Consider the following 13743-nt stretch of genomic DNA (forward strand, 5'->3'; position numbering starts at 1 on the left):
GATTCCGGCGGGTCAGCGCCGCATGGCCATGGCAATGTCACCCGTACGCCCCTGTGACCACCGCAGATCACAGTACTGTGATCAGAGCAACACTCTCGGTGGCCGGTGGCGCGCTGCTAGATGGCACAGCTAGTAGGCCCTGCCCGATGGCCCTGCGCGACCGACCTTGACAGAGGCGACCGATTTTGAACGACGAGTTTCTCCGACGCCCGGCGCGGGACGTCGATCCCGACCAGGCCCCCGACTACGGATTCGGCGGTGAGCCGCTGTTCCGCGACGAGGTGCCGCCGGTCGCCGGCGAGCCGGCGTTCGGCGCCGCCACCGCGCCGGGCTCGACCGGCGCCCACGACGCGTCCGCTTTCCGGGACGCCGGCACCGGGCTCGGCTACGGCGCCGGACTCGACTACGGCACGGGGATCGCGCAGGGCGGCTTCGGGGAGCCGGGGGGATTCGGCGGGGGCGGCGGGGTGCCGGGGCCGCGCTACTCGGACGGCCGGGAGGCGGCCGGGCTCGGGCCCCGCGGCGCTTCCGGCCCCGGATCGGAAGGCGGTGGCGCGGGAGCTCCGGGTGGAGCGGGGGGCCCGAGCCGTCCCGGGCGTTCCGGTAGCCGTGGCAACCCTGGTAATCCCGGCAACCCTGGCAACCCCGGCGGTCCCGGGGGCCCTGGGGGCGAACCGCAGTGGGGGCCGACCGAGGGACCGCTGCGTGTCGTCCCGGCCGAGCAGGCCAGCGCCCTGTTGCGGATCAAGCTTCCGGACTCGCCACCGGTCCCGGCCACCACCCTGCGCTCGGACGCGCCGATCGAGACGGTCGTCGAGGCGTCGCAGATGCTGCACAAGGTGAGCAAGGCGCGGCCGAACGCGCTGCCCGGGGACGTGCTGGCCCTGACCACGGCGACCATGGTCGTGCCGATGCCCGGGGCGGCGTTCGGCGGCGGGCTGGTCGCGCAGCGCTCCGCGCGGCTCACCGCCTCGGTGCCGCCGGACCTGGCCAGCCGGGCTGAGGCGGACCTGCTGTCCGACACCGTCGAGCAGTTCTTCGGGGACTTCGACGCCATCGGCCGCGAGCTGGAGGCGCAGCGCGCGACCGGTGCCGCGCCGGCGGGCGCCGCACCCCGCGCCGAGGCGCCGCAGGCCGGTGCGGTTCCCGGCCAGCACGCCGCGTCCGCGCCGCCGGCCGGCCGGTACGGCGTGCCGACGCAGTTCCCCGGTTACGACGCCGCGCGCCGCAGCCCGGTCGGGATGCGCTACCTCGGCGGCATCTTCCACGACTCCTCCGGCGAGTCGTCGTTCTACGACCCGGCGACCGAGTCGCTGGTGCCGATGGGCGCCGCGGCCTTCTCGGCGGCCGACTTCCGCCGCATCGCGACTTCGGGGGTGACGCCCCGGCCCGTGCCGCCGCCGCGGACCGGCCCGCAGACCGCGCCGCCGCCGCGGCAGAGCGCTGCGACCCACGCGCCCGCCTCCGGGACGGTGCCGCGCCAGGCCCCGCCGCGTGACGACGACACCGCGGTCCTGCCCACCGAGCACTGGGCCGACCACCATCCCGACCACCACCGCACCCGGCTCGCCGGCCGTCGCCGCGGCCGCCTGCTGCTGGTGTCGGCGGTGGTCGGCGCGCTGGCGTGCGGCGGCGTGTACGCGGCCGCGCTCGCGCTGGAGGGCCAGGTGCCCAAGGGGACGGTCGTGGACGGCGTCGCCATCGGCGGGCTGTCGCGCGCCACCGCCGAGGCGAAGCTGGCCGCGGCGCTGGCCCCGAAGCTGTCCGCGCCGATGACCCTGACCGCCGACGGCGTCACGTTCCAGCTGGCGCCGGAATCCTCCGGCCTGCACGTCGACTACGCCGGGACCGTGGCCGCCGCCGCGTCCGGCCGGGACGACCCGGCGGTGGCGCTGTCGGCGCTCGTCGGCAGGAGCCGCGACGTGCCGCTGCGGGTGACGGTGGACCGTGCCACGCTGCGCGCCGCGCTCGCCACGGTCACCGCCGGCTTCGACAAGGCGATGATCGACGGCGCCGTGACGTTCCCCGGCGGGGTGCCGACGCCGATCGCGCCGCGCCCCGGACGGCAGGTGGACCTGGACGCGGCGGTGTCCGCGGTCGCCGACGCCTTCGACGACGGGGTGGCCTCGCTGCACGTGGCGGCGCTGGGGCGCGGCGGTCCGCCGTCGGCGCTCGGCGCCTCGGACGCGACCGGTCCGGCGATGGCCTTGGTCGGTGACGCGATCCCGGACCGGAGCGGACCGGGGCCGGCCGGAGCGCATCAGAGTCCTGTCGCCAGGCCCCGGACTTCCGGCGGCTTCCCCGCGGCGCCGGTCGCCCTGATCGTGCACGACGTCCAGCCGACCGTCACCCCGGCCGTGGTCGCGCAGGCCATGCAGGACCTGGCGCGGCCCGCCATGTCCGGGCCGGTCACCTTGGTCACGGGCGGCATCAAGACCACCTACAAGCCGGCCGTGCTGGGCCGCTACCTCGCGATCGTGCCCGACGGCCGCGGCGGCCTCATCCCCAAGCTGGACGGCGCCGCGATGCGCGGCGAGATCGACCACGACGCGCTGGCCAGACTGGAGCAGCCGCCGACCGAGGCGGCGTTCACCGTGAGCGGCGGCAAGCCGGTCCTGATCCCCGGCAAGAACGGCGTCGGCTTCGCACCCCTGGCGATCCAGAACGCCGTGATCCCGGTGCTGACCAAGACCTCCGCCGCGCAGCGGGTGGCCGCGGTGCCGATCGGGCCGCTGCCGCCCGCGCTGACCACGGACGCCGCGCGGGCGCTGGGGATCCGGGACGTGATGGGCACCTACACCGCGCCCTTCGCCGCCGCCGCGCCGCGCACCGCCAACGTCAAGCACGCCGCCGACCTGCTGCGCGGCCGGATCGTACAGCCCGGCCAGACCTTCAGCCTGAACCAGGTGCTCGGCCCGCGCACAGTGGCCAACGGCTTCGTGCCGGCGGTGACGGACCGGAGCGAGGCGCCGACTGGCACCGCTGGAACCGCTGGAACCGCCGGAACCGCCGGATCCCAGGACGCCGGCGCCGGCACCTCGCTCGTCGCCACCGCGCTGTTCAACGCGGAGTACCTGGCCGGGCTGAAGGACGTCGAGCACCACCCGCACGCCACGGTCGCCGACCACTTCCCGCCCGGGATGGAGGCCGCGGTGGCGTTCCCGGACGTGGACCTGAAGTTCCAGAACGACTCCGGCGCCCCGCTGTACCTGTGGACCAGCACCACCGACAACGCCGTGACGGTCGCGGTCCTGGGACAGAAGGCCTATGACTCGGTGCAGACCGAGATGTCGCCGCACTACGCGCCGGTACCGCCGCGGACGACGACCGGCTCGGGCGCGTCCTGCGTCCCGAACGACGGCGTCCCCGGCTTCCAGGTCGACGTCACGCGCATCCTCGGCAAGGCCGGCCAGGACCCGGTCCGCCAGGTCTTCCACACCTCCTACGCCGCGCAGGACCGGGTGGTCTGCGGCACCGGCGCGGGCGGTGCCCCGACCGGCTCGGCGCCGGCCGGGGGGACGGCCGGCGGCGCGCAGACCGGCGGCGGGACGTCGGTGCCGAACCAGCCCACCGGAAGCCAGGCCGGCGGGACGGCCGGGGGGCCCGGCAGCCCCGTGCCGACCCGGGGCGGGACGCCGACCGGCGGCGCGACCTCGGGCGGTCCGACGACGACACCGTCGGCCGGCTGGGACGGATCGCTGCTGGGCGGTCTGCTGGGCGCTCCGGCGTCAAAGCACTGAGACCGGGATGAGCGGCGGTCGCGGGCGGCTCGGCCGGCGCCCCGGCGTGGTCCGGCGGGCGGCCCGCGCCACCTGCTCCGAAGCCGGTCGCGGCCGGTGTGGATCGGTTGACATGGGCAGAACAACGGACGAAGCGGCCCTGTCGCCCGCCGGGGCCGTTGTCACATTAAAAGAGGGCTCTTAGTATCCCGCTATGGGGACGGCCGACGGCGGATCCTGGGGGGAACCGAGGGCATTGCTCGACGATTCGGCGTGTGCGCACGGCAGCGAGCCCGGCTTAACCGGGCCCCCTGTCCTGCCCCCGACCAGCCTCCGGCGAACCCCGCTGCCGGGCCGCGTTCAACCGGCGCCCCGGACCCGGATGTTCGCACCATCGGCGAGCCCGCGACGGCCCCGCGAGCCCCTCCTGCGCGTGCGGCGGCACGCGCCCCCGCATCCCCGGATCCTGCGGCCCGGACCCACGACCTCGGCCCGTCCCCGCGTCGGCGCCCGCGACGGCGGACCCGGGCCGGCCGCCGGATCCGCGCACCCGGCGTGCGGGAGAAGGAAGGCGGTCCCGCATGACCAAAGTCCTGCACGTCATCACCGGCCTGGCCTCCGGCGGCGCGGAGCGCCAGCTGGCCACGCTGCTGCCTCATCTGCCCGAGGACTGCGAGGTGGCGTGCCTGACCGAGGGCGGGCTCGTCGGCGAGCGGATCCGCGCCGACGGGTTCCGGGTCCACGACCTGCGCATGCCGTCGAACCGGGACATGGCGTCGCTGATGCACCTGGTCACACTGATCCGCGAGGGCGGCTTCGACCTCGTGCACACCCACCTGTACCGGGCGCACCTGTACGGCCGGCTGGCCGCGCGGATGGCCGGCGTGCGGGCCATCGTCGCCACCGAGCACTCGCTGGGCCGCACCAAGATCGAGGGCAAGCCCAAGGACCTGCTGAGCGTCCGGGCGCTCTACCGCGCCTCCGAGCGCATGGGGCGGGTGACGATCGCCGTGTCGCAGGCGGTCGCGGACTACCTGCGGGCCTGGCGGATCGACCGGGTCGAGGTGATCGAGAACGGCATCGACGCCCGGGAGTTCCGGTTCGACGCCGACGCCCGGATCCTGGTCCGCAAGATGCTCGGGGTGGACTCCGAGGCGTTCGTGATCGGCGGCGTCGGGCGGCTGGACCCGGACAAGCACTTCGAGGTGCTGATCGACGCCGCCAGCCGGATCGAGGGCGCGATCCTGCTGATCGTCGGCGCCGGGCCGGACCGGGCGCGGCTGCAGCGGCTGGCCGCCGCCCTGCTGCCCGGGCGCGCGCACTTCGCCGGGGACGTCGGCGGCGGGGTGCTGGAGATCCGGGACCTGCTCTCGGCGATGGACGTGTTCGCCTCGCCGTCGCCGTCGGAGACGTTCGGGCTGGCGCCGTTGGAGGCCGTGGCCTGCGGGCTGCCGGCGGTGTACGCCGACTCGCCGGCCCTGGACGGTTTAGCCGGCCTGGGGCAGCGGGCCGCGCGGGTGCCCTCGCGGCCGGACGCGTTCGCCGCCGCCATCCGCGAGGCCGCGGGGCTGAGCCCGGTGGACCGGTCGACGCCGCCGGGCACGCTGGAGCGGTACGGGGTCGCCGAGCAGGCCGCGCACGTCAGCGAGCTGTACCGGGCGGTGCTCGCGCAGTAGTCACGTCCCCGGGCATGACAGGTGTCATGCCCGGTTCACGAGGTTTCGCAATGGTTCCGGCGCAGGTCGCGCTGGTGTCATGGATGACGAAGGGGAACGATCGACCACACCAGAAGGAACACCTGAGATGCCACGAGACACTCGAAGCCCGGACGGGGCGGTAGTCGAGTTCGAGAACGTGAGCAAGACCTTCGCCTCGCCGCAGGGCCCGGTGCACGCCGTGAACGGCCTCACCATGACGATGGGCGCCGGGCAGACCATCGCCTTCCTGGGGCCGAACGGCGCAGGGAAGTCCACCTCGCTGAACATGCTGCTGGGGCTGAGCCGGCCCGACTCGGGGCGGGTGGCGCTGTTCGGCGGGACCGCGGCCCAGGCCATCAAGCACGGCCGGGTCGGGGCGATGCTCCAGTCCGGCGGGCTGATGAGCGAGGTGACGGTCCGGGAGCAGGTGCAGCTGTGGGCGAAGCTGCACCCGCGGCCGATCCCGGTGTCCGAGGCGCTGAAGCGGGCCAACATCGCCGATCTGGCCGACCGCCGGGTGGACAAGCTGTCCGGGGGGCAGCAGCAGCGGGTGCAGTTCGCGATGGCGATCATCGGGGACAGTCCGCTGATCGTGCTGGACGAGCCGACGACCGGTATGGACGTGGAGAACCGGCAGGCGTTCTGGGCGACCATGCGGGAGCGGGCGCTGGAGGGCAAGACCGTGCTGTTCGCCACCCACTACCTCGACGAGGCGGACCAGTTCGCCGAGCGGGTCATCGTCATCAACAAGGGGCGGCTGCTGGCCGACGGCACGGCCGCGGAGATCAAGGCCAGCGCCGGCGCCAAGCGGTTGTCGTTCCGGCTGCCGGGGGTGCAGGACGCGGTGCTGCACCGGCTGCCGAACCTGGTGCACGTGGAACGGCAGGCGGACATCGTGCGGCTGCAGACGTCCGACTCGGACGCCACGCTGTACGCGCTGCTGGACGCCGGGTACCGGCCGGCTGACATCGAGATCCAGGCGCTGGGCCTGGAGCAGGCGTTCCTGGCGATCACCGCCGAGGACAACGGCCACGCCGGCGGCGTCGCCGGGGGCACCGAGACGCAGAGCCTGGAGGCGGCCCGATGAGCGCGACCATGACGCTGACGAAGCTGGACGTGCTGCGGGTGATCCGCAACACCCGGTTCCTGATCTTCGCGATCGCCATGCCGGCGGTGCTGTATCTGGCGGTCGGCAACAGCACCAAGGACACCTCCGGGGTCGAGTTCAAGGCCTACTACATGCTGGCCATGGCCACGTACGGGGCGATGGCCGGCGCGCTGATGAACAACTCGATCCGGATCGCCACCGAGCGCAAGACCGGGTGGACGCGGCAGCTGCGCCTGACCCCGCTGCCGGGCGGGGGCTACGTGTTCAGCAAGATCGTGACCTCGCTGGTCACCACCATCCCGTCGGTGCTGGTGGTGTTCCTGCTCGGCGCCACGCTGTTCCACGTGCACATGGACGCCTGGAAGTGGCCCGCCATCGCGGTGCTGCTGTGGGCCGCCTCGGTGGTGTTCGTCTCGCTGGCGGTGGCGATCGGCTACCGCTTCGACCCGGAGACCGCGCAGCCGGCCGTGATGCTGGTGTTCTTCCCGATGGCCATCCTCGGCGGCCTGTGGTTCCCGCTGGAGGGCCTGCTGGACAAGATCGGGAAGTGGTTCCCGACCTACCAGGCGCACAAGCTCGGCACCGACATCATCGCCACCGGCAAGGTCTCGATGACCTCGGTCGGGATCGTGCTGGCCTGGGGCGCGCTGTTCGCCGGACTCGCCGTCCTGTCGTACCGGTCGGCCAAGGAACAGTGACATGATCGGCGGATCCCCCGTCCCCGCGATCAGGGGCGGGGGATCGGTGACGGACCGGGCCTGAGGCGAGGAGGCGGTGGACGTGGGCGCGCGGACGGAGTTCTTGGACCCGGCCATCGACATGACGACGCCGAAGGTGGGCCAGCCGGGGCGTTACAAGTGGCTGTTCGCAGCGATCTGGCTGGTCTACATGGTGGATCCGCTGGTGAAAGTGGTCCACTCAACCCACACACCGCAGTGGAAGCTGCTGAACTACGTGGTCGCCGGGGTGTTCGTCGGGTGCTACGGACTGCTGTCGTACGCGGTCTACCCGCGGTACGGCGAGCTGGGCACGCCGATGCGGACGCCGCGGATGGCGCGGCCGGTGCTGTTCGGGATGGGCGTGATCGCGTTCGTCACCTGCACCTGCATCAACTCCGACCTGGCCGGGATGTGGGTCTACGTCGGCACCGGCACCGGACTGGCTCTTCCACTGGAGGGGAGAAGAGCGCTCCGGGGCGTGCTGATCGTGTTCGCCCTGATGACGCTGTGCGTGGTGCTGGCCCCGGGCGCCACCTCCACCGACTGGCTGGAGCTGGCCCTGCCGACGTTCTTCGCCGGCATGTCCACCATCGGCATCCGCCAGCTGGCCCTGGTCATCGGCCAGCTGCGGGAGGCCCGCGCGGCGGTGGCCCACCTGGCCGTCAGCGAGGAGCGGCTGCGCATGGCCCGCGACCTGCACGACCTGACAGGCCACTCGCTGTCGATGATCACACTGAAGGCCGAGCTGGCCCAGCGCATGATGCACAAGGTCCGCGAGGCGGCCGCCGACACCCCGCTCCCGCGCCTGGACGCCGCGCTGAAGGAGGTCGAGGAGATCGAACAGGTCTCCCGGCAGACGCTCACGGACATCCGTGAGGCGGTCAGCGGCTACCGCCGCGCGACCCTGGCCGTCGAGGTGGCGTCGGCCGCCACCGCGCTGGAGGCGGCGGGCATCAAGCTGGAGGCCGACCAGGCGGTCGCCGCCGCCACCGGCGAGTTCGACCCGGATTGCGAGGCCGCCCTGGCGTGGAGCCTGCGCGAGGCGGTCACGAACGTGATCCGCCACAGCGGCGCGACGCGCGTCAGCGTGGCGCTGGAGCGCGCGCGAGGGGAGGCGGTGCTCACCGTGCGGAACAACGGGCGAGGGCTGGCCGCCACGGCCGGAACGGTGGAGGAGTTCGGGGGGAACGGGCTGGCGGGCCTGCGGGAGCGGCTCGACGCGGTCGGGGGGCGGCTGGCGGTCGGAGGGCCGGACGGGGACTTCCGGTTGGTGGCCGCGGCGCCAGTCTGACTGGCCGCGGCCCGACCGCGGCCCGGCTGGAGCGGGCGCACGGCGCCGCGCTGCGTACCGGCCGCGGCGGAGTCTGACGGGCCGGCGAACCCGCGGTGGGCCGGGCCGGGCCCGCACTCGGATCCTGATCGATCGCTGATATCCGCCGTCGAACTCGGCGCCCTGCTCCGGGCCGGTCAGCGCCGGTCTCCTCGTGCGCGGCGTCGTCCGGCGACGATAGGTTGGCCCGCATGACCGAGTCGCCCCAGCCGCCCGAGTCGCCCCAGCCGCCCGAGCCGCCCGTCGTGCGCCTGCTGCTGGCCGAGGACCAGGCCATGGTGCGCGGCGCCCTGGCGGCGCTGCTCAACCTCGAGGACGACCTCGCCGTGGTCGCCGAGGTGGGCCGCGGCGACGAGGTGGTGGCCGCCGCGAAGTCCGCCGGCGTGCGGGTCGCGCTCCTGGACATCGAGATGCCGGGGATGACCGGGCTGGAAGCGGCCGACGCGCTGCACCGGGCCCTGCCGGACGTGAAGATCGTCATCCTCACCACCTTCGGCCGGCCCGGGTTCCTGCGGCGAGCGATGGAATCGGGGGCGTCGGCGTTCCTGGTCAAGGACGCGCCGGTGGCCGAGCTGGTCGCCGCGATCCGCAAGGTGCTGCGCGGTGAGCGCGTCATCGACCCGGACCTGGCCGCCGCCGCGCTGGCCGCCGGGGAGAACCCGCTGACCCCGCGCGAGCGCGACGTCCTCGCCGCCTCCGCCGACGGCTCCACCATCGCCGACATCGCCGGCCGCCTGCACCTCTCGGAGGGCACGGTCCGCAACTACCTGTCGGCCTGCATCCAGAAGACCGCCGCCCGGAACCGCACCGAGGCGGTCCAGGCGGCGCAGCAGCGCGGCTGGCTCTGACGCCGGGCCGGCGGCCCTCCTTCCGGCGAAGCGGCCGCGGCGCGGGGCCGCGTGGATTTTCGTCCCTTCCGTCCCGGGCACTACGCTGCGCGCCATGCGAGCCGATGCAGAGGACAACCGCCGCGCGCTGCTGGAGGCGGCGCGCGAGGTCTTCGTCGAGGAGGGCACGTCCGTCGCCCTCGACAAGATCGCCAAGCGGGCGGGCGTCGGCATCGGCACGTTGTACCGGCGCTTCCCGGACCGGGACGCGCTGCTGCGCGGCGTCATCGTCGACATCTTCGAGAGCATGACCGACGCGGTGCGCACCGCCGAGGCGGCGGACGAGGCCGCCCACGGAGCCCGGCCGGCCTGGGAGCGCCTCGTCCGGGCGGTCGCCGGCCTCGGCATCGGCCCCGCGCTGCCGGTCATCTTCCGGGAGCGGCTGGACCTGATCGACGAGCCGGGCGTCGCCGCCGCGATGCGCGCGGCCGTCACCGCCGTCGAGGGCGTCTACCAGGCCGCCCAGGACGCGGGGGAGCTGCGCGGCGACGTCGGCTTCCTGGAGATCCAGATGCTCGCGGGCATGCTCTCGATGAGCCGCCCGAACTACCCGCCGACCGTCGACCCGGACCTGCTGACCGACCGCCTGGTCGCCATCCTGCTCGACGGCCTGCGGGCCGCGCCCGGCAACAGCGCGCTCCCGGGCGCGGCCGTGGTGTTCAGCCCGCTGGACCCCGACGACCGCGCCGCCGTCGAGCGGGCGATCGCCGAGGAGAACGAGCGGATCGGGAAGCGGCGGGGCTGACGCCGCCCCGCGGGTCAGAACGCGAACACGTCTCCGGACTGCTTGGCCAGGGCGCCGTTGTTGGGGAAGTCGTGGGCGTAGTGGACCTCGGCGCCCTTCCACGTCCCGTGCGCCTCGACGTGCACCGGGGCCATCAGCATCGGCGCCAGCCAGGTCGGGTGGACGTCCAGCGCCGCGAAGTCGCCGTGCGCCGCGGCCAGCTCCGCACAGGCCGCGGTCGGGTCCTTCAGATTCCCGAACCCGTGGATCCTCCCCGGCCTGGCGCCGAAGGAGCTGGACTCGCACAGCAGCAGTGCGGTCTCCGTCCTGCCGTCGATGCTCTGCACCCGCTTCAGGTGGAAGCCGCCGATGACGTGGAAGGAAGCGGCCGCGGCGCTCGGAGCTCCGGCGGCCGCCACGGCCCCGGACAGCAGCGCGGCGGCCGCGGCGGCTCCGGCACGGCGCACGATAGAGATAGTCATGCCGCCCTAACGGCGGACGGCCCGCCGGAGTCACCTCCAGCGGGCCGCCGCACCACCATTCGGGTCAGATCACCGCCCGCGTCAGATCACCCTGCGGGTGATCAGCGCCCGCTTCACCTCGGCGATCGCCTGCGTGATCTGGATCCCGCGCGGGCACGCCTCGGTGCAGTTGAACGTGGTCCGGCAGCGCCACACGCCCTCGCGGTCGTTGAGGATCTCCAGGCGCTCGTTCGCCGCGTCGTCGCGGGAGTCGAAGATGAACCGGTGTGCGTTGACGATCGCCGCCGGGCCGAAGTACTGCCCGTCGGTCCAGAACACCGGGCACGACGTGGTGCACGCGGCGCACAGGATGCACTTGGTGGTGTCGTCGAAGCGGTCGCGGTCCTTCTGCGACTGGATGCGCTCGCGCGTGGGCTCGTTGCCGTGCGCGATCAGGAACGGCTTGACGTCGCGGTAGGCCTGGAAGAACGGCTCCATGTCGACCACGAGGTCCTTGAGCACCGGCAGGCCCTGGATCGGCTCGACGGTGATCGGCTTGGCCGGGTTCAGGTCCTTCACCAGGGCCTTGCACGCCAGCCGGTTCTTGCCGTTGATCCGCATCGCGTCCGAGCCGCACACGCCGTGGGCGCAGGAGCGGCGGAAGGTCAGCGAGCCGTCCTGCTCCCACTTGATCGCGTGCAGCGAGTCCAGGATGCGCGCCGTGGGGTCGGCGGTGACCTGGTAGTCGACCCAGCGCGGCTCGCTGTCGACCTCCGGGTTGTAGCGCTTGATGCGGACCGTGATGGTCATCAGCTCCACGCCGGCCTTGCCCGAGGCCGAGGTCGCCACCTTGTCTTGCACTGTCGCGGTGCTCATCAGTACTTACGCTCCGTCGGCTGGTAACGGGTGACGATGACGGGCTTGTAGTCCAGGCGGATCTGGTACCCGCCCTTTCCGTCCTTCTCCCGGTAGGCCATCGTGTGCTTCTGCCAGTTCACGTCGTCCCGCGTCGGGTAGTCCTCGCGGGCCTGGGCGCCGCGGGACTCGGTGCGGTTGCGGGCGCCGAGCACGAGGATCTCGGCCAGGTCCAGCAGGAAGCCCAGCTCGACGGCCTCCAGCAGGTCGGTGTTGAACCGCTTGCCCTTGTCCTGGACCGCGACGTTCTGGTACCGGCGCTGCAGTTCCTTGACGTCCTTCTCGGCCTGCGCGAGCGTCTCGTCGTTGCGGTACACGCCGGCGTTCTGGTCCATCGTGGTCTGCAGCTCGGCCCGGAGCTGGGCGACCCGCTCGTGGCCGGTGGAGGTGCGGAGCCCCTCGACCATCGAGACCACGGCCTGCTCGGGCTCCGGCGGCAGCGGCTGGAGCTCGGCGTGCTCGGTGTACTCGGCGGCGTTGATGCCGGCCCGGCGCCCGAAGACGTTGATGTCCAGCAGCGAGTTGGTGCCCAGGCGGTTGGAGCCGTGCACCGACACGCAGGCCACCTCGCCGGCCGCGTACAGGCCCTTGACGACGGTGTCGTTGTCGGCGAGCACCTCGCCGGCGACGTTGGTCGGCACGCCGCCCATCGCGTAGTGCGCCGTCGGGTACACCGGCACCAGCTCCGTGGTCGGCTCCACGCCGAGGTAGGTGCGGGCGAACTCGGTGATGTCCGGCAGCTTCTCCTCGATCTGCTCGGCCGGCAGGTGCGTCAGGTCCAGGTAGACGTAGTCCTTGTTGGGGCCCGCGCCACGCCCGTCGCGGACCTCCAGCACCATGGAGCGCGCGACGATGTCGCGGGGCGCCAGGTCCTTGATGGTCGGGGCGTAGCGCTCCATGAAGCGCTCGCCGTCGGCGTTGCGCAGGATGCCGCCCTCGCCGCGGGCGCCCTCGGTGAGCAGGATGCCCAGGCCCGCCAGGCCGGTCGGGTGGAACTGGTAGAACTCCATGTCCTCCAGCGGCAGCCCGCGGCGCCACACGATGCCCATGCCGTCGCCGGTCAGGGTGTGGGCGTTCGAGGTGGTCTTGAAGACCTTGCCGAAGCCGCCGGTGGCCAGGATGACCGCCTTGCCGCGGAAGATGTGGATCTCACCGGTGGCCAGCTCCAGGGCCACGACGCCGGCCGCGTGCTTGGTGCCGTCCGCGTCCGTGTGCAGGAGCAGGTCCAGGACGTAGAACTCGTTGTAGAACTCGACGTCCTGCTTGACGCAGTTCTGGTACAGCGTCTGCAGGATCATGTGGCCGGTGCGGTCGGCGGCGTAGCAGGAGCGGTGCACCGGAGCCTTGCCGTGCTCCTTGGTGTGCCCGCCGAAGCGCCGCTGGTCGATCTTGCCCTCGGGGGTCCGGGAGAAGGGCAGGCCCATCTTCTCCAGGTCCAGGACGGCGTCGATCGCCTCCTTGCACATGATCTCGGCGGCGTCCTGGTCGACCAGGTAGTCGCCGCCCTTGACCGTGTCGTAGGTGTGCCACTCCCAGTTGTCGTCCTCGACGTTGGCCAGGGCGGCGCACATGCCGCCCTGCGCCGCGCCGGTGTGGGAGCGGGTCGGGTAGAGCTTCGTCAGCACGGCCGTCCGGCTGCGCTTGGAGGCCTCCAGGGCCGCGCGCATGCCCGCGCCGCCGGCGCCGACGATGATCGTGTCGTAAGTGTGGATCTGGGGTGCCATGCGCGTGCCTAGCCCTTGATGTTCGGGTCGAACGTGAAGATGACCAGGGTGCCGAGGAAGACCGTCAGCACGGCCGCCGTGTAGAGCAGCCCCTTGAGGATCGCGCGGGTGCGGTCCTTGTCGGCGTAGTCGTTGATGACCGTGCGCATGCCGTTGGTGCCGTGCAGCATGGCCAGCCAGAGCTGGAGCAGGTCCCAGAACTGCCACCACGGCGAGGCCCAGCGGCCGGCGACGAAGGCGAAGCCGATCTTCTCCACGCCGCCGTCGGTCACCATCATGATGAACAGGTGGCCGAGGACCAGGAAGACCAGCAGGACGCCGGAGGCCCGCATGAACAGCCAGGAGTAGAGCTCGAAGTTGCCCCGGGTGACCTTGCCCGGGCCCTTGCGGGTGCGGACGCGCTGCGAACGGCCCGGATTGCCGGTGCGCGGCGGCTCGAGTGCGACGTGCGAGGACATT

11 protein-coding genes are annotated in these 13743 nt (G+C 73.0%); 7 read left to right on the forward strand and 4 right to left on the reverse strand.

Annotated features, from left to right (window positions below; translation table 11 throughout):
* Window positions 1–185: 185 nt before the first annotated feature.
* The 7 genes from ABD466_RS17470 to ABD466_RS17500 all read left to right on the forward strand — a co-directional run bounded on the left by ABD466_RS17470 (window position 186) and on the right by ABD466_RS17500 (window position 10205).
* Window positions 186–3740 carry a VanW family protein gene (locus ABD466_RS17470; protein WP_344658125.1) on the forward strand — a complete coding sequence of 1185 codons (3555 nt, stop codon included), beginning with the start codon at window positions 186–188 and terminating at the stop codon, window positions 3738–3740.
* 560 nt (window positions 3741–4300) lie between these two features.
* Window positions 4301–5395, forward strand: coding sequence for a glycosyltransferase (locus ABD466_RS17475; protein WP_344658126.1), 1095 nt, complete (start codon window positions 4301–4303; stop codon window positions 5393–5395).
* A 127-nt stretch (window positions 5396–5522) separates the two neighbouring features.
* On the forward strand, window positions 5523–6503 hold the full coding sequence (locus ABD466_RS17480; RefSeq protein ID WP_344658127.1) for an ABC transporter ATP-binding protein: 981 nt from the start codon (window positions 5523–5525) through the stop codon (window positions 6501–6503).
* A complete protein-coding gene (locus ABD466_RS17485; protein WP_344658128.1) occupies window positions 6500–7222 on the forward strand; it encodes an ABC transporter permease in 723 nt (240 codons plus the stop codon). Before ABD466_RS17480 ends, ABD466_RS17485 begins: the two co-directional genes overlap by 4 nt.
* Before the next feature lie 82 nt (window positions 7223–7304).
* Window positions 7305–8534, forward strand: a complete 1230-nt coding sequence (locus ABD466_RS17490; RefSeq protein WP_344658129.1) for a sensor histidine kinase — start codon at window positions 7305–7307, stop codon at window positions 8532–8534.
* Window positions 8535–8764: 230 nt separating this feature from the next.
* A complete protein-coding gene (locus ABD466_RS17495) occupies window positions 8765–9421 on the forward strand; it encodes a response regulator (protein WP_344658130.1) in 657 nt (218 codons plus the stop codon).
* Between the two features lie 94 nt (window positions 9422–9515).
* Window positions 9516–10205: a TetR/AcrR family transcriptional regulator gene (locus ABD466_RS17500; protein WP_344658131.1), complete on the forward strand. Its 690-nt coding sequence runs from the start codon at window positions 9516–9518 to the stop codon at window positions 10203–10205.
* A gap of 14 nt (window positions 10206–10219) precedes the next feature.
* Here ABD466_RS17500 and ABD466_RS17505 read toward each other — a convergent pair whose 3' ends face one another.
* From ABD466_RS17505 to ABD466_RS17520, 4 genes are all read right to left on the reverse strand, one after another.
* Window positions 10220–10666 carry an SSI family serine proteinase inhibitor gene (locus tag ABD466_RS17505; RefSeq protein WP_344658132.1) on the reverse strand — a complete coding sequence of 149 codons (447 nt, stop codon included), beginning with the start codon at window positions 10664–10666 and terminating at the stop codon, window positions 10220–10222.
* A gap of 81 nt (window positions 10667–10747) precedes the next feature.
* On the reverse strand, window positions 10748–11521 hold the full coding sequence (locus tag ABD466_RS17510; protein WP_344658133.1) for a succinate dehydrogenase iron-sulfur subunit: 774 nt from the start codon (window positions 11519–11521) through the stop codon (window positions 10748–10750).
* Window positions 11521–13284: a succinate dehydrogenase flavoprotein subunit gene (sdhA, locus tag ABD466_RS17515; protein ID WP_344658134.1), complete on the reverse strand. Its 1764-nt coding sequence runs from the start codon at window positions 13282–13284 to the stop codon at window positions 11521–11523. The genes ABD466_RS17510 and sdhA overlap by 1 nt, the downstream gene beginning before the upstream one ends.
* 8 nt (window positions 13285–13292) lie before the next feature.
* Window positions 13293–13742, reverse strand: a complete 450-nt coding sequence (locus ABD466_RS17520; RefSeq protein ID WP_344658135.1) for a succinate dehydrogenase hydrophobic membrane anchor subunit — start codon at window positions 13740–13742, stop codon at window positions 13293–13295.
* Between the last annotated feature and the right edge of the window lies 1 nt (window position 13743).

Origin of the sequence: Catenulispora subtropica, from assembly GCF_039531675.1 — a bacterium.
Taxonomy (GTDB): Bacteria; Actinomycetota; Actinomycetes; order Streptomycetales; family Catenulisporaceae; genus Catenulispora; species Catenulispora subtropica.